This is a genomic window from Acidocella sp. MX-AZ02, from assembly GCF_000306035.1.
Classification (GTDB): Bacteria; Pseudomonadota; Alphaproteobacteria; order Acetobacterales; family Acetobacteraceae; genus Acidocella; species Acidocella facilis.
The window spans coordinates 104,423-120,404 of the sequence record NZ_JH976208.1 but is presented as its reverse complement, the minus strand read 5'-3'; the positions used below and the strand labels follow the sequence as shown (position 1 = coordinate 120,404).

At 64.2% G+C, this 15,982-nt stretch carries 15 protein-coding genes, 1 tRNA gene and 1 pseudogene; 7 read left to right on the top strand and 10 right to left on the bottom strand.

What is annotated here, in order from left to right:
- From MXAZACID_RS19295 to MXAZACID_RS08810, 3 genes are all read right to left on the bottom strand, one after another.
- Positions 1-826 (bottom strand): type VI secretion system-associated FHA domain protein (locus tag MXAZACID_RS19295; protein WP_008493922.1); only part of this gene is annotated, 826 nt, incomplete at its 3' end.
- Positions 823-1,416 carry a hypothetical protein gene (locus MXAZACID_RS08815; protein WP_008493921.1) on the bottom strand — a complete coding sequence of 198 codons (594 nt, stop codon included), beginning with the start codon at positions 1,414-1,416 and terminating at the stop codon, positions 823-825. The genes MXAZACID_RS08815 and MXAZACID_RS19295, both read right to left, overlap by 4 nt.
- Positions 1,417-1,435: 19 nt before the next feature.
- Complete coding sequence (locus MXAZACID_RS08810) at positions 1,436-3,373, bottom strand: type VI secretion system Vgr family protein (protein WP_168118414.1); 1,938 nt, start codon at positions 3,371-3,373, stop codon at positions 1,436-1,438.
- A 411-nt stretch (positions 3,374-3,784) separates the two neighbouring features.
- Here MXAZACID_RS08810 and MXAZACID_RS08800 point away from each other — a divergent pair, with 411 nt between their 5' ends.
- Positions 3,785-4,687: an EamA family transporter gene (locus MXAZACID_RS08800; RefSeq protein ID WP_008493918.1), complete on the top strand. Its 903-nt coding sequence runs from the start codon at positions 3,785-3,787 to the stop codon at positions 4,685-4,687.
- A gap of 36 nt (positions 4,688-4,723) precedes the next feature.
- On the opposite strand, the gene MXAZACID_RS08795 is transcribed toward MXAZACID_RS08800, so the two are convergent.
- Positions 4,724-5,908, bottom strand: coding sequence for an alpha/beta fold hydrolase (locus tag MXAZACID_RS08795; RefSeq protein ID WP_083878621.1), 1,185 nt, complete (start codon positions 5,906-5,908; stop codon positions 4,724-4,726).
- An 89-nt stretch (positions 5,909-5,997) separates the two neighbouring features.
- On the opposite strand from MXAZACID_RS08795, the gene MXAZACID_RS08790 reads away from it, so the two are divergent.
- Positions 5,998-6,900 carry a LysR family transcriptional regulator gene (locus tag MXAZACID_RS08790; protein WP_039885135.1) on the top strand — a complete coding sequence of 301 codons (903 nt, stop codon included), beginning with the start codon at positions 5,998-6,000 and terminating at the stop codon, positions 6,898-6,900.
- Between the two features lie 33 nt (positions 6,901-6,933).
- On the opposite strand, the gene MXAZACID_RS08785 is transcribed toward MXAZACID_RS08790, so the two are convergent.
- Complete coding sequence (locus MXAZACID_RS08785) at positions 6,934-7,884, bottom strand: aldo/keto reductase (protein ID WP_240376602.1); 951 nt, start codon at positions 7,882-7,884, stop codon at positions 6,934-6,936.
- 170 nt (positions 7,885-8,054) lie between these two features.
- Between MXAZACID_RS08785 and MXAZACID_RS08780 the strand changes: the two genes are divergently transcribed.
- A complete protein-coding gene (locus MXAZACID_RS08780; protein ID WP_008493914.1) occupies positions 8,055-8,954 on the top strand; it encodes an AraC family transcriptional regulator in 900 nt (299 codons plus the stop codon).
- 173 nt (positions 8,955-9,127) lie between these two features.
- Here MXAZACID_RS08780 and MXAZACID_RS08775 read toward each other — a convergent pair whose 3' ends face one another.
- The 5 genes from MXAZACID_RS08775 to MXAZACID_RS08755 form a co-directional block, all read right to left on the bottom strand.
- Positions 9,128-9,943 (bottom strand): heavy metal-binding domain-containing protein, encoded by an 816-nt coding sequence (locus MXAZACID_RS08775; RefSeq protein ID WP_008493913.1) that lies wholly within the window; start codon positions 9,941-9,943, stop codon positions 9,128-9,130.
- A gap of 3 nt (positions 9,944-9,946) precedes the next feature.
- Positions 9,947-10,882, bottom strand: a complete 936-nt coding sequence (locus MXAZACID_RS08770; RefSeq protein ID WP_008493911.1) for a heavy metal-binding domain-containing protein — start codon at positions 10,880-10,882, stop codon at positions 9,947-9,949.
- Entirely contained in the window at positions 10,882-11,259 is a 378-nt protein-coding gene (locus tag MXAZACID_RS08765; RefSeq protein WP_008493910.1) for a hypothetical protein, read from the bottom strand. Before MXAZACID_RS08765 ends, MXAZACID_RS08770 begins: the two co-directional genes overlap by 1 nt.
- The gene (locus MXAZACID_RS08760; RefSeq protein WP_168118413.1) at positions 11,256-12,479 is read right to left on the bottom strand and encodes a toxic anion resistance protein; all 1,224 of its coding nucleotides are present in this window, start codon (positions 12,477-12,479) and stop codon (positions 11,256-11,258) included. Before MXAZACID_RS08760 ends, MXAZACID_RS08765 begins: the two co-directional genes overlap by 4 nt.
- A 423-nt stretch (positions 12,480-12,902) precedes the next feature.
- A tRNA-Ser gene (locus tag MXAZACID_RS08755) sits at positions 12,903-12,989 on the bottom strand.
- Between the two features lie 190 nt (positions 12,990-13,179).
- Between MXAZACID_RS08755 and rplU the strand changes: the two genes are divergently transcribed.
- The 4 genes and pseudogenes from rplU to proB all read left to right on the top strand — a co-directional run.
- Positions 13,180-13,494, top strand: a complete 315-nt coding sequence (gene rplU, locus MXAZACID_RS08750; RefSeq protein ID WP_008493908.1) for a 50S ribosomal protein L21 — start codon at positions 13,180-13,182, stop codon at positions 13,492-13,494.
- 14 nt (positions 13,495-13,508) lie between these two features.
- On the top strand, positions 13,509-13,778 hold the full coding sequence (rpmA, locus tag MXAZACID_RS08745; protein WP_008493907.1) for a 50S ribosomal protein L27: 270 nt from the start codon (positions 13,509-13,511) through the stop codon (positions 13,776-13,778).
- Positions 13,779-13,868: 90 nt separating this feature from the next.
- Positions 13,869-14,882 carry a GTPase ObgE gene (gene obgE, locus MXAZACID_RS08740; protein WP_008493906.1) on the top strand — a complete coding sequence of 338 codons (1,014 nt, stop codon included), beginning with the start codon at positions 13,869-13,871 and terminating at the stop codon, positions 14,880-14,882.
- Positions 14,879-15,982, top strand: a pseudogene (gene proB, locus MXAZACID_RS08735) (glutamate 5-kinase); the annotation flags it as partial. The gene obgE and the pseudogene proB, both read left to right, overlap by 4 nt.

Genomic DNA, 15,982 nt, shown 5'->3' with positions numbered 1-15,982 from the left:
GCCGGGCGCGGGGGCAGCGGCGGCGGCATGGAAGGTCGCGCGACGGGCGACGGCGCAATGGCGCGGCAGGGGGCGTTGCCTCGAACGGGGACGGGGTGGACGCCCAGGACTCCGGCGCCGGCGCCTGGGGCGACGGCGTGAAGGCCGGAGGTGCCGCCGGCCGGGCTGGCTGCTGGCCGGGCAGCGGCGAGAGGTCCCAATCATCATCCTCCGGCAGCATCTGCCGGGCGGCGGGCGGGCGGAAGGCGTCGCTGAAGGAGGGGGTGTGGTCAGGCTGGGTCGGTGCGCCGAGGAAATCGCTCTCCGGCCCGGCCAGCGGGTCGAACCGGTCGGGCATCTGCACCGACGGGGGCTGCGGCGGGCCGCCAAAGAGCGGGTCATTCGGGCCGAAGGCGGCGCTGGTGAAGCTGTTGGCGGGCGGCGGTGGTGGTGGCGCGAACACATCGCCACCGAACGGATCATCGAAGGGCGAGCTGGCCTTGCCGAAGCTGGACGCCCCGAATCCCTGCCCGTCCTCGACCCTGGCCTCAATCTCATAGGCGCCGAAGCGGATCCGGTCGCCGTCGCGCAGCGCGCGGATCTGACCATTGCCGATCGGCTCGGGCTCGTGGTTCAGAAAGGTGCCGTTGGTGCTGATATCCGCAATCGCCCAGCCGCCATTGCGAAAGGCGATGACGCAATGGCGCTTGGAGAGCAGCCGGTCAGGATCCGGCATGATCCAGTCATTATCAGCCCCCCGGCCGATGCGGAATTCCCCGCCGGAGAGCTGCTTGGTCTCGGGCGGCACCGCATCCGGGCAGCGCAGAATGGAAAGGGTCAGGGTCATGGCGCCTCCGGCGGCAGGCGGCCCGGACCGCCGGCGGCGATATCCTGGGCGGATTGCAGGAACATCGCCAGGCGCTGCGGCTGCCGGGCGGCATCGCCGCGCACCGAGGCGAGGGCCAGCGCCCCCGCCACCGCAATGCCGGTGAGATGCGGCGGCGGCGTTACCGCCGGCGCCTCCGGCGGTGCCAGCGAGTCCCCGCTCCAGAATGCCGCCACCCCGGCCCAGGCCTCGGGGCTTTGAAAGCCGGCGCGCCGGGCTTCATCCATCGCCGCCCGGGCCTGGGTCATGCCCTGCTGGCGCACCCAGCCCTCGGCCTGCTCGCGCGCCTTGCGGTCCGGCTCCGGCAACGCCGCCGGGGCAGTGTGCAGGGCGCACATGCAGGCCCACCAGACCGCCTCGCGCTTGGGCAGGGCATGGGCCAGAACCCGCGTCGCCTCAATCCCGAACCCCGCCTGGGCCAGCGCGGCAACCACCGCCTCCACACTCTCCAGCCCGTCCACGCTGGCCAGCGCCGGCCCCTGCAGATCCGCGCGCTGCAGCACCACCGGCAGGGCGGCGGCGGATAATTTGCTCTGCGTCGCAGCACTCATTTTATGTGCCCTCCCCGCGTCACGAATTGATCATGGTGATGCCGCCCTTGAGCTCCAGCATCCCATCCCCGGAGACCTGCACGATCGCCCCCTTCACCGCCGTCTGCGCCTGGCCGGTGACATTCACCTGAATGCCCTTCACATCCACCTCGGAGGCGGTGAGCTTCACCGAGCTGGGGCCGACGGTGAGGGTGATCGAGCTGGTATCGATGACGATCGAGTTGCCCCCGACCTTCAGCGTGATCGACTGCCCGGCCTTATGGGTGATGGTCCCGACGCTGACATCCAGCGATTCATTGCCCTGGCTCACCGTGGTGGATTTATTGCCCTCGGAGACGGTGGTGGTGAAATCCTGCTTCACCGTGTCGGTCTTCTTGCCGTCGATCTTCACCGTCTCGTCCTTGGTGACGGTGACGTTGCGGTCGTTCTCGACCTCGATATTGAGGTCCTTCTCCGCATGCAGATACACGGCCTCGCTGCCCTTGGTATCGTCGATGGAGAATTCGCTGAAATTCGCGGTGCCGCCCTGCATGGTGGAGCGCGTGCGCAGGCCGCTCTTGTTCTTCTCGGAAGCGGCGAAAACCGGCTTGTTATTGCCGTTGAACAGGCAGCCCACCACCACCGGGCGGTTCACATCGCCTTCCAGGAAGGAGACCACCACCTCCATGCCGATGCGCGGAATATACTGGCTGCCCCAGTTATTCCCGGACCAGCCCTGCATCACCCGCACCCAGAGGGTTTTATCGGTGGTGATGTCGCCCTCATGGTCGAAGGGGAACTGCACCTGGATGCGGCCGAGATCATCCGTGTAGATCTCCTCGCCCTTCGGCCCGATGACGATGGCGCTGTACATCCCCGCCATCACCGGCGCGGCATAGGCGGGTTCGTCCTGGTAGGTCGTCTTGGAGGGGAAGGCGACGATGCTGGCGGAAATCGAGGCGCGGTGGCCGCCCTGGCCGCCGGCCTTGCTGTCCACCACATGCAGCCCGAGCGACTGGATAACATATTCCGTGCCGGCCCCCGTGGCGGGGTCGTTCATCAAAGTGAATTTGCCGCCGGCGATGAAATCCGCGACCTGGCCGGAGCCGGTATAAAGCTGCGCCCCGGCTTCCGCCGCCAGCATATGGGTCTTGGCCAGGGTTTTGGCGTTGCTTGTGGCATCGCGCACCGCCGGCCAGCCATAATGGGTGCGCTGCGAAGCGGCGGAGGCCTGCAGCACCGTGCTCTCGGTGCCGGTGATCGCGCCGGGGGCGAGCGTATCCGTCACCGGGTTGTAATCATCCCGGCGCACGCTGCCCATCACCGTGCGGTCCATCCGGTGCCAGCTATTCAGCACACCGAACCCGCCATGGGTCTCATCGAGATAGATCTGCGGCGCGGCAATATCCGCGAAGGCGGTGTTGGCGTTGGCCAGCACCATCGTGTGGGCGCCCTCGCTATGGGTGAAAAAATAGAAAATCCCGGCATCTTCCATCAACCGCTGGATGAAATGCAGATAGGATTCGTTGAACTGCACCACATAATCGCGCACGGGAAAGCTGCCGCTGGTCTTGTCGCTGACCGCGACGCTGAATTTGCCCAGCACATATTTGACGATGTCGAGCACCGATTGCTTCTGATAGAAGCGGCAATCCATGGTCTGGCTCAGAAACCAGAGCTTCGGCACGACGCTGATTTCATATTGCCACAGCGTGGTGGATTGCGAGGGCAATTGCCGCACGGCGTTGACCAGGCCGGAGATGTAGCGGCTGGCCGCGCCGCCATCCGGCGCCGCGATGCTCACCGTCACCGCCTTGTCGAGCAGGCTGTTCGCATCCAGCAACGCGCTGCCGGAATGCAGCTGGACCGTATATTGGAAGGGCCGGCTCAAGCGCTCGCTGCCATTGACGGCGGCGATCCCGAAGCTCGCATCCGGCAACGGCGTCGTGATCGTTAAAAAATCTAACTCTCCGCCCATGACCCACCCATCCGTTCCTGTCGTCCCGGAAACGGCGAGACCGCCTCCAGCCCGGCCGCGCGGGGCCCGGCTTGGCCCGCAATGCCTGATTCCGAACATTTCCCCAAATGTTGCACAGCCGCAAGGCTGAGCGGGGCGATGCTATCACCTTCATTATGATATCACCATGCCCGGGGGCGGGGATTTGTCGGCAAGCCGGAACGACCCGCGCGGGCGTAGGCTGGCCATCATCGCGGCCCCGCGGCGGCGCCAGGCCGTCCGCAATTCCGTTTGCGGTAGCTGCGTCCCTGACATCAGGATCTCGCGCCGCGCGCAGGCGAGCCCTGCGCGCGGTCCCATTCCCCCTGCCCGCCGAACCTGCGCTAAATCCACATGCCGACGCGCAAAACGGCTTCAACGGGGGGATTGCGGATGCACCATACGACACTCAGCCTGCGGCATGCCCTGCTGGCCCTGGCGGTGATGGCGATCTGGGGCAGCAATTTCGTCGTCGCGCGGCTGGGGCTGGAGCAGTTTCCGCCCTTCCTCTTCGCCGGGCTGCGCTTCACCCTCGCCGCCTTGCCGCTGGTGTTTCTGCTGCCCCGCCCCAATGTCAGCTGGCGCAACCTCGCCGCCTACGGGCTGCTGATCGGCACCGGCCAGTTCGGGTTGCTGTTTCTGGCGCTGAGCGGGCATATCTCGCCCGGCCTGGCCTCGCTGGTCATCCAGGTGCAGGTGTTCATCACCATCTTCCTGGCGATGCTGCGCAATGGCGAACGGCTGCGCGGCTTTCAGATTGTCGCCTGCCTGCTGGCCATCGCCGGCATTCTGGTGATCGCGGCGCATGTGAATGGCCACACCACGCCTCTTGGCCTGGCCCTGGTGCTGATGGCGGCCAGCTGCTGGGCCAGCGGCAATATCGTCGCGCGCGAAGGACGGCCGGATAATTTTCTCGCCTACGTGGCCTGGAGCAGCCTGTTTTCGGCGCCGCCGCTGCTGGGCCTGTCCCTGCTCACCGAAGGCCCGGCGGCGATGGCTCATGCCGTCAGCCACGCCACGCTGGGCGGCTGGGCGGCGCTGATCTGGCAAGCCGTCGGCAATAGCTGGTTCGGCTATGCCTGCTGGGGCATGCTGCTCGCCCGCTACCCCTCGGCCACCATTACCCCGATGGCGCTGCTGGTGCCGGTTTTTGGCATGGGCAGCGCGGTTTTATGGCTGCACGAGCCGATGCCGGCCTGGAAGCTGGGCGCGGCCCTGCTGGTCATTTGCGGCCTGGCGGTGAGCGTGTTCTATCCGCGCCTGCAGGCGGGAATGGCCCGGCGCCGGCCGCTCTGAATTCCGTATCAGCGCGCCATTTCATATGTGGGCTGGTCATGCAATCCCTAAAGGATTGGAAATCAGTAAGCGCCAATGTCCATCGGGACAGCACTCCAATATCTGCGTCGCGGTCCCTCGCTGGACGATGTCTTGTCCACCCGGTTGTGCGACACACAGCTCCCAGTCGAGCAGCAACAAGGCGGTCTTCTGATTTACAATCATCCGGCGGATGCTGTTACGCAGCTTCGGTGCCGTTGCAATGAGGTCGCCAAGGGCTTTACGCAAGGCTGTGGCGCCGTTGACGAGCGTACCGTCAGTCATGCGCATCATGGCATCCTGGCAAAAGAGCGCCATCAACCCATCCAGGTCTCCTCTACAAAATGCCTGATCAAACCTGCTGGCGAAATCTTCCGGCTGCAAGGTCAGCTTCGGCTCGCCAAGTTTCAATTCGGAAATATAAGCACGAAGCAGCCGCGCCAACGCTTCAGGCGCTTCATAAGGAATGAGATGTCCGACGCCGGCTATGATTTTCAATTTCGCGGCGGGCAATGCCGGAAGCACGATTGTCCGCAACATCTCGATGCTGTCCACCTTGTCCAATTCACCGCCCAAAACCAGAACCGGGACATTGATCGATTGCAGCTCGGCGCTGACATCCTCGGCAATGGCGCAAGCCGGCCAGAATGCTTTCGCCGCGGCGCTGCCGCCTAAGCTGTCGGCGATGATCTGCGCGCGCCATTCCGGCTTCAGCTTTGATCCAGCCAGGATGTTATCGATCGTCCAGGAGATGGCTTCGGCACTATTATACGCCCCCGCCATGCCTTCGCGTTCGGCATCGGAAAGTATTTTGCCTTGCGCGGGCGAAGGCGCCACCAGCACCAGCCCCTCAAGCCCCGCATGGCGGCGCGAGGCCAGCAGCTGGGCTATTTTTCCTCCCATGGAGTGGCCGACCAGGATGTAACGCCGCAACCCTAACGCTGAGATGGCGGCCTGCACGTCATCCGCCAATGTCGCGATATCATAGCCTGTATCCGGCCGGTCTGAACCGCCCCACCCCCGCAGATCCAGCGCGATGCTGCGAACCCAACCAGGCAGCGCCTCAATGACGGGCGCCCAGCTGCGCGCCGTGCCGCCGAAATAGGGGAGAAATACCAGCGTCAAATCACCATATCCCGCCGTTTCGGCGTGGAGCGTGATACCGTTCGCGGAGACCAGCATGTCGATGTCCTTTCTATGCATGAAATCTAGCCAGGACGATAAGAGTATCCCATTTAAACGATAATCCCGTTATGGTGAGCTACACTCGATAATAAGGTGATCGAATCAACATGGACCGGCTGTTAAGCCTCTCAGTTTTTGTCGCGACCGTTGAGCAGGGGAGCTTGGCCGCGGCGGGGCGCGCACTCGGGATGACGCCGGCCATGGCGGGCAAGCATGTTTCCGCCCTGGAGGCGGCGCTCGGGGTGCGCCTCCTCCACCGCACGACGCGAAAGCTGCATATGACCGAGGCTGGCGAGGATTATTACCATCGCAGCCGCAAGATTTTGGAATCCCTGGAAGACGCCGACAATGCCGCCCAGCAACTACAGGACGAACCGCGTGGCCTGTTGCGTATCGCAGCCCCCGCCAGCTTTGGCCCGCGGCATTTGGGCGCGCCACTGGCGGCCTTCATCGGGCAGTATCCTGGCTTAAGAATTGAGCTGAGTTTGACCGACCAGATCACCGATCTTGTCGCCGGCGGGTTTGATCTGGCGATCCGGATCGGCAGCCTTGCGGATTCAAGCCTCGTCGCGCGAAAACTCGCGCGCACAAACATGCTAGCCTGCGCCTCGCCCTCTTACATCGCCAAAAAAGGGCGCCCGCAAAACCCTGCTGATTTGCGGAATTTTGACCGCCTCGCCTTTAGCCGCGCCACCACGATTGGCGATTGGTGTTTTACCGATCATAACGGCATAACCAGCAAGATTTCCGGGACGGCAAAGATTGCCGCGGATAACATGGATATTCTTTTGAACGCCGCTCTCGCGGGAGCGGGCATTGTTTATGGGCCGGCTTTCGTCTTTTCCGAATATCTCCAGACGAACCGGCTGGAGCAGCTCTTGCCGGACTACACGACCGAAAGCCTTGATATTCATGTCGTCTATCCATCAGCATCGCTCGTCCCCGCAAAGCTGCGCCGGCTGATTGCGTTTCTCGCCGATTGGTTTGGCAAAAACGCTTCATGGATGTGAGTGCGAAGAATTCTTCTGCAGCAGGGCTGCTCATCACATTTCCTTTTCCCACCAGCCTCGTGTGTTCACTTGGGCAGCGTCGGCCACGGCCTCCAGATCTGCGATCTCCTCACCGGTAAGCGCAATGTCGCGGGCTCTGACCAGGCCCCCGACATGCTGAGGCTTGGTTACGCCAATGATCGGAACGGCCCCCTTGGCGATGGCCCAGGCGACCGCGATTTCGGCGGCCACTGCATTATGCGTCTTGCCGATGGAGGTGAGCTTATTCGTCAGCGCTTCCACCCGAGACAGCATGCCATTATAAATTTCCGCCCGCCTGCTGCCTGTTGGCAGCGGGTTCGCCGGACCATATCGGCCGGTCAAGGCGCCCTGTTCCAGCACCATGTAGGCAAAGAAGGGAATGCCGAGGGTACGAGAATGCGCCAGGATGCCGGCATGTTCGGGGTTGCGATAGAGCAGGCTGTAATGGTTCTGGATGGCTCCGACCCGGAATCCAGCCTCGCCGAGGATCTGATCGGCGCGCTTTAGATCGTCCAAACTGTGATTCGAGACGCCAACATGTTTGACCTTTCCACTCTTCAGCAAAGGAATCAGGTGCGGCGTCCACTGCATGACGTCGGCAGGATTATGAATCCAATAGAGGTCGATTATATCGGTATTCAAGCTGGCCAGGCTCTGCTCCAGCATCTCCGCCACCGGGTCGTCACCGCGTCCCGCCGCCTGCGGCGTAAACTTCGTAGAGAGCTGATAGTCGCCGCGGGGGAAGCGCATCAAAACCTGTCCGAGACGGGTTTCCGCACGGCCCATGCCGTAGACGCGGGCAGTATCCCAGAAGGTGAAACCGCACGCATACGCCTTCGCGACCAATTCCTCCAGACCGTCCAGCGCGAGGCTGCTGCCGAAATAGCCGTCCCCGGCCTCGCCGCTATCGCCCCAGGCCCAGGTCCCGAGCGCGACGGCGGGTGGGCTTATCTTGTCACTCATCATGCAGGCTCCAATTTATCCGCGCCCAAACGGCCGTCCCTTGGGCGATTCTCATAGTTTGAGGTGTGATGATGCTGAGCGGTTAGCCTGATGCGCCGAGTTTCTTGCCCAATCCTCCAGAAGCCGGGCTCCGCATTGTCGCTCTCGCATGTGCATGCGATGCTCAGCCCATGGAAGCGCTGGCTGATATCGCGGCTGTCATTGCACGCCACACCTCGCAGGACGGGTTCCAGGCGACCGCGATGGAGCGCCTGACACTCGTTCGCTCCTCCACGGTGACGATGCCGATGCCGAATGTCTACCGGCCGCAACTATGTCTTGTGGCGCAGGGGCGCAAAGACGTCACGATGGGCGAGCACCTATTCCGATATAGTCCGGGGCGCTATGGGATCGTGACCTACGATCTGCCAGCGCTCGGCCATGTGGTGGAGGCGAGACCGGACAAGCCCTATCTCTGCCTGTATCTCGATTTCGATCCGGTGATGCTGGGAAACCTGACCCTGCGTGTGCCGCTGCCGCCCGGCGCCGCTTCGGTGCCGACGGGCAAGACCGTTTCCGACGCCAGCGCGTCCCTGCTCGACGCGGCCCTCCGCCTGCTGCGCCTTTTGGACGATCCGGCCGCACTGCCCGTGCTCGGGCCGCTTGCCGAGCAGGAAATTCTATATCGCCTGCTCGCGGGGCCAGATGGCGCGCGGATGCGCCACATCACCGCCAGCCAGGGCCGCGTGGCCGAGATTGGCCGGGCGATCGCCTGGATCGGCAAGAATTTCCGCGAACGGTTCAGCATCGAGAGGCTCGCCGCGGAAGTCGGCATGAGTCCCTCCAGTCTGCATGAGCATTTCCGCGCCGTGACGGCGATAACGCCGCTGCAATTCCAGAAGCAACTCAGGCTGCAAGATGCGCGCAGCCTGATGCTGGTCCAGGACCTGGACGTAACGACCGTCGCCTACCGCGTGGGATATGAAAGCCCGACGCAGTTCAGCCGCGAATATCGCCGCCATTTTGGAGAGCCCCCGGCACGCGACATAGCCCGCTTGCGCGCTTCGCCGGGCCTGGCAGTGATGGTCTGAGTTCAACGTAACTATACGCCTCAAGATCTCACCAAAGTCTTCAGGCAGCATAACCTCGCCTATGAGAGGAATAGGCCAACCGACGAACGGAGCCAATTGCCCGTAAAGGCGACCCTCCGGGTTCGCAGTCATGCGACGATTATCATTCCTACGCGCTTTTCTCGGCATATACTCTAATCGTTGACGGAAAGCACCATCATCGGGTCGGGGATTTTCTCCGGGGCGATTTCGGCCGCCAGCGGCACCACCGCCGTACCAATGGCGAAGAATTCGATGACATGCGGTTGCCAGTTGTGGCTGCCTTCATGAATATCGACACCCACGACACCCTCCGCCTTCGCCGAAGCGGCCTCATGCTGCATGCGCTCGACGGCGATTTCGCGGGCTTCGTAGAGCGCGGCGGTGAAGTTCTCCAGCTCAACATTCCGCCCCACCGCGCCAAGGCCGGAGAGCACGCCGCGATGCGCCACGTGATAGACGCAGGAGCCCATCACCATTTCCACCGGCCGGTAGCCCGCATGCAGCAGCGACCAGAAATCCTGGCCTGAGAGATCCGAGGTGAACGGCCCGTTATCATGAGCGCGAAAGCCCTTATGGCCCTCGCCATGCACAACCCCGGTGCCGATGGCGATGAACTCAAGAAGATGCTCATCCCATTCCAGCCGCTTGATGGTCAGCTTCACCCCCACAATGCCATCGGCCCCCATGGCGGCGGCCTCGGCGCGCATCCGGCTCATGGCCAGTTCACGGGCATGGTACATGGCCTTGGAGAGCACCTCCATCTCCTGGTTCTTGCCCCAGGAGGAATATTGAACGCCGACATGGTAAACGCAGGAGCCCACGCAAAGGCCAATCGGCTCGAAACCCGCCTTGCGGACCAGCAGAAACTCATTGACCGAGAAATCGGATGTGAAAACGCCGGTGGAATGGGCCGAGGAGCGTAGCCCTTTCAGGCGTTCCTGCGCGTGCAAAGGCAAATTCAAGGTCATGATTCAGATGGCTCCGTCAGTCTGGTTCGTGGCGTAGGATTGATGGTGCGCGGCAGTGCCGGTCAGGGGCGAGAGGCCGTCGCGCATATCCACCATCATCACGACATCATGCGGCAACTTGGTGCCGCGGCGGGCATCCACCGTGGTCGCCACCACAATATGCCGGGCGAGATATTCCTTGATTTTTTGCTGGCCATAGTCGCGCTCCACCTCAAACATCTGGGAGAAATTGACATGGGCGAGCACACCATTCCCCCGTGGCCGCGCCGTCTCGCGCAGATTGGCGTGCGCCTTGCGGCGCACAATCTCCCACAAGCCGGAAAGCTGGCTGGCTTCGACATTGAACCACAAGCTGGGATTGGCGGCGTAACCGCGCCAGTCACGCAGCCATTCGTAATGGGCGCCGATGGCAATGCCTGTCGGCACGACATCGGCCTCCAACAGCTTCACGAATTCCAGCGCCGGGACGGTGGCGATGACCGGATCGTTAGAGGGCGGCAGGCCTTCCAGTTTTACCGCCGTCCCCGTCAGGGAGAAATCCATGGAGCTGTCCACATCCAGCGGGATGGTGCGCATCTTCACATCCAGCACCGCATTGGCGCCGCAGGCGCGCGCCTCATCCGCCAGGCGTTTCAGCGCCGTCTCCCAGCCCTGCGCGTGGCCCAGCGTCCAGGACCAGCCATAATGCAGCCAGCAGGTGGCGGAGATGGCGGCGATGGGCTTCAGCCCGTGGGAGCGCGCCAGCCGCAGCTCAGCCGGCGTCAGCGTCGCCATCCAGGGCTTACGGCCTTCGGCGGTCTCGGTGAGGCGGGCAAGCGTGTCGCGCGGAATCCGCCCGGTCTGCACGCTGTTGAGAATGTCCGCCTGGCGGCGGGCACTCTGCGCCTCGGCCAGTTTCTGGTCCGCCGTCTTGCCCTTGATGAAATCGAACAGCCCCATCAGGACACCATGAAGGCTTGCAGGGAGGCGCTGAGCGCCTGGGCATGGGCCGAGGCTTTCTCGGTTTCGGCCCGCAGCCGGGCGAACCATTCGGCGGCATCGATGGTCTTGGTGTTCAGCGTAATGCCGCGCACCACCATGGCGATGCTGGCGACCAGATGGCCGTTGACGATCTCCAGCTTGTAACGGCTCTCGCCCAGCTCCAGCGTGACACCGGTGACGGTGCCGGACCTGGCAAACAGCCCCTTCTTCTCATGGATCGTGACCTGCCCGGGCAGCGCCTCGGCCAGGCGATGGGCGAAGGCGCCGAGATGGGAGGCGGCATCGGCGGAAAAGCGCCGCAGCCATGCCGCCTGGAGGTCGAAATTCTCGCTCATGTCTCCAACACCCGCGCATTCACCCCCTGCATGCCGATCACCAGCTTGGCGCGGATCTCGGCCAGCTTCTGCTCCCGCGCGGCCTCTTGCGCCGCCGCCTCGCGCTCGATGTCGATCACCTCGTTCATGGTCCGGATGGTTTCATCCGCCACCTGGGCCAGCACATCGATATTGCGTGGATCGCCGCCGCGCGACTGGGCGGCGGTGACGGCGGCGTCATGCGCGCCCTTGGCGGCCAGCAGCGTGATCTGCCGATTGGCCTCATCCAGCTTGGCGGCGGCATCGGCGGCGTTGCGGATTTCCACCTGCACCACCGCCTGGCTGGCCACCGCCATCAGCCGCGGGATGACCACCAGCATGCCGTTGGAAATCTTCAGCATCCGGGTTTCGGCGGCGGCGCGGTTCTGGGCGATGATGGGGATGAGCATGGCGCTGCCCACCAGCGCCTCGCGCATGTCGGCAAGCTTGGCGCGGAAATTCGCGATCCCCGACCGGAAGGCCTGAACCTCGGCGGCATCCGCGGCCTCCTGTGTTTCGATCGCGCGCAGGCGCTTCGCTTCCAACTCCGCTTCGGCGCGATCCAGCGCGATCTGCCCGGCGGCGATGCCAATTTTGAGGTTATACAGCCCCTCCCGGATGGACCCCGCCTGCTGGTCCAGCAGCTGGATGGACACGGCGAGATCGGCCTTGGTCTTGCGCGCCTTGGCCTGCTCCTGGTCCATGAGGGTGAGGAACTGCTTGCGGCTTTCGGCAAAGCCCTGGAAGGCGCTGCGCGCCTGGGCGATGCCGCCGAGCAGTTTGCCGAACAGGCCAGGGCGCTGCACGCCGGCCGCCGCTTCCGCCTGAAGGTCCGAAATGCGCAGGATCTTGATGCCATCAAGCACGGCGGCGGCAATCTGCCCGGCCTCACCGGCATCGCCCAGCCGCACGCCCGAGAGCAGCTGCCGGGATGACGCCGCGATGCCTGACAGCGCGCCCTCGCCATGGGCCATCAGCGAGGTGGAGGACGCGAAGTCGATCTTGGCGGCCTGAGCCTGGGCGGCGGCAAACTCCTCAGACGGCAGATTCGCAACCTCCACCAGACGCGGCGCCGGTGGTAGGGGCGCCAACGCCTCGGGCAAGGGCGCCGGGAGGGACGGTGCAGGCTCCCCGGCGGGAAGAGACATAGGCCCCGTATCGAACAATGACAGGTCGAGCGGCGAGGATGGCGTTTCAGGCATGCTGCATCTCCAGTGCTGCAAGCATGCTATCACGACCGACGTCGGCCGCAATTCGGAATGACAAAAAGCCGCGACGCTCATTTGGGCCAAGCGGCTCTAGCAGCTTGCGCCTCCGGCTCGCGACCCCCTCCTCATCGGAAGAGGTAACAACGCCGCCAAGCCTTGCATCCCTGAAACCGCAATATTCGCAAACCCATTTGCGTCCCAAAAGATCCCTCCGGGAAGGGTCACCTTCCTGAATTTTGGCGGCAGGGTCAGCCTTTGGGGCTCTGTCTGGTCGGCGGTTGGAATGACAATGCCGCCATGGTGTTCCGGCATCTTTTCCATGACCTCTGGCGTAACAGTTCGGTGCTACAGTCGGCGGCCAAAAGCCCTGGGAAATCGAGATAATTTAAGCAAATCAAACGGTTAAACGGTCTGCGGCGGAGAGGGTGGGATTCGAACCCACGGTACGCTTGCACGTACAACAGTTTTCGAGACTGCCCCAATCGGCCACTCTGGCACCTCTCCGTGGGTCTCGGCTGGGGGCTTATAGGCAAGGGTGGGGCGCACCGCAACAGGCTTGCAAAAAACCAAACCGTGCCGGAAGCAGAATCAGCATTGACAGCGCCCTTGGCCCGGCTATAACGCGCCACTCGTCGCGGCTGGGGTCTCCTGGGCGCGCTCTAGGTTTTGAGTCGACACCTGATTGGATTATACCATGTTCGCAGTCATCCGCACCGGCGGCAAACAATACCGCGTCACGCCAGACGCGGTGCTGAAGGTTGAGAAGCTGGAGGCGGAAGCCGGCAGCACGGTTACCTTCACTGATGTCCTCGCCGTCGGCGGCGAAGGCAGCCTGAAGCTTGGGGCCCCCGTGGTCGCCGGCGCTTCGGTTACCGCCACCGTCATCGCCCAGGATCGCCTGGATAAGGTCCTGATTTTCAAGAAGCGCCGCCGGCAGAACAGCCGCCGTAAGAACGGTCATCGCCAGCACGTCACCGTGCTGCGCATCTCCGGCATCAACGCGGCTTAAAGGAGCACTCACCAATGGCACATAAGAAAGCTGGCGGCTCGTCCCGCAACGGTCGCGATACCGAAGGCCGCCGCCTCGGCCTCAAGAAGGCTGGCGGCCAGGCCGTCATCGCCGGCAACATCCTGGTCCGTCAGCGCGGCACCAAGGTGAAGCCCGGCCTGAATGTCGGCGTCGGCCGTGACCACACCCTGTTCGCTCTGGCGGACGGCAAGGTTGTCTTCACCCGCAAGGCTGATGACCGCGTGCACGTCTCCGTGGAGCCGGTGGCCCAGGCCGCCGAGTAAGTTTTTGGGCCCGCGCCCACCCGAAAAAGCCGGCGCGAGCCGGCTTTTTTTATGCCCAGGCCGCCCCTTTTTTAAGACTGAGTTCCCCCGATGAAGTTCCTCGACCAGGCGAAAATTTTCCTCAAATCCGGCGATGGCGGCGATGGCGTCACCGCCTTCCGGCGCGAGAAATATGTGGAATTCGGCGGCCCGGATGGCGGCGATGGCGGCAAGGGCGGGGACATCATCTTCGAGTCTGTCGAAAACCTGAACACGCTGATCGATTTCCGCTACACCCAGCATTTCAAGGCGAAAAAAGGCGGCAATGGCGCCGGGTCGGACAAGACCGGCGCCGGCGCCCCGCAGCTCGTCATCAAGGTTCCGGTCGGCACCCAGATTTTCGATGATGAGCGCGAGACCATGCTGGCGGATCTCGACAAGCCGGGCATGCGCATCGTGCTGCTGAAAGGCGGCGATGGCGGCTTCGGCAATGCCCGCTTCAAAACCTCCACCAACCGCGCCCCGCGCCGGTCCGACAAAGGCTGGCCGGGCGAGGAGCGCTGGGTCTGGCTGCGCCTGAAGCTCATCGCCGATGCCGGGCTGGTCGGGCTGCCGAATGCCGGCAAATCCACCTTCCTGAAGGCGGTCTCCGGCGCCAACCCCAAAATCGCGGATTATCCCTTCACCACCTTGCACCCGCAGCTCGGCGTGGTGCGGCTGAACATGTCCGAGGAATTCGTGCTGGCGGACATTCCCGGCCTCATCGAGGGCGCGCATGAAGGCATCGGGCTCGGTGACCGCTTTCTTGGCCATGTCGAGCGTTGCGCGGTGCTGCTGCACCTCATCGATGGCGCGGCCGGCGGCGTGGTGGATGCCTGGCGCACCATCCGCGGCGAGCTGGAAGCCTATGGCGGCGGGCTGAGCGAGAAGCCAGAGATCATCGTGCTGAACAAGACCGACGCGATGAGCCCGCGCGAGCTCTCCTCCCGCAAATCCGCTTTGGCGAAAGCCTCTGGCGCGAAGGTGATGAGCATCTGCGCCGTCACCGGCGAGGGCGTGCGCGAGGTGCTGCGCGCCCTGCAGGATGTCATCAACGAGGCCAAGGCGGAGCGCGCCGGGGCATGATCCCCTCGCTGAAATCCGCCAAGCGCATCGTCATCAAGATCGGCTCGGCGCTGATCGTCGACCCCGAAACCGCCGGCCCGCGCGAGGCCTGGCTGCGTGGCGTGGCGGCGGATATCGCCGCGCTGATGGCGCATGGGGCGGAGGTGATCGTCGTCTCCTCCGGCGCCATCGCGCTCGCCCGCCGGCAGCTTGGCCTCAGCGGCGCCAAGCTGCGGCTGGATGAGAAGCAGGCCGCCGCCGCCGTCGGCCAGATCCGCCTGGCCCAGGCCTGGGCGCAAATCCTGGCGGAGAAAAACCTCACCGCCGCGCAGCTGCTGATCACTTTGAGCGACACCGAAAACCGCCGCCATTACCTCAATGCCCGCGCCACCCTCGCCACCCTGCTCTCGCTGGGCTGCGTGCCGGTGATCAATGAGAACGACTCGGTGGCCACCGCCGAGATCCGCTATGGCGATAATGACCGGCTGGCCGCGCGCGTCGCAGAGATGGTGCAGGCCGACGCGCTGCTGCTGCTCTCGGACATTGACGGGCTCTACACCGCCGACCCCCGCAAGGACCCGGAGGCCGCCCATATCCCGGTGGTGGAGACGCTGACGCCCGAGATCATGGCCATGGGCGGTGAGCCGCCGCCGGGCTATTCCTCCGGCGGCATGCGCACCAAGCTGGTCGCCGGGCAGATCGCCACCCAGGCCGGCTGCGCCATGGCGATTGCCATCGGCAATCGCGAGAACCCGATCGCCGCCGTCGCCGCCGGGGCGAAATGCACCTGGTTCCTGCCCGCCCCGGAAGGCCGCTCCGCCCGCAAGAGCTGGATCGCCGGCCACCTCGCCCCGGCGGGCACGCTGACCATCGATGACGGCGCTGCCCGCGCTTTGGCCAAGGGCTCCTCGCTGCTGCCGGCGGGCATCCGGGCGGTCAACGGCGCCTTTGAGCGTGGCGATCCGGTGGACGTGCTGGCGCTGGATGGCACCCGCATCGCCCGCGGCCTCACCGCCTATTCCAGCCAGGACGCGGCGCGCATCGCCGGCCATCGTTCCGAGGATTTCGAGGGGCTGCTGGGGTTTCGGGGCGCGATGAGGTCATCCACCGCGATGATCTGG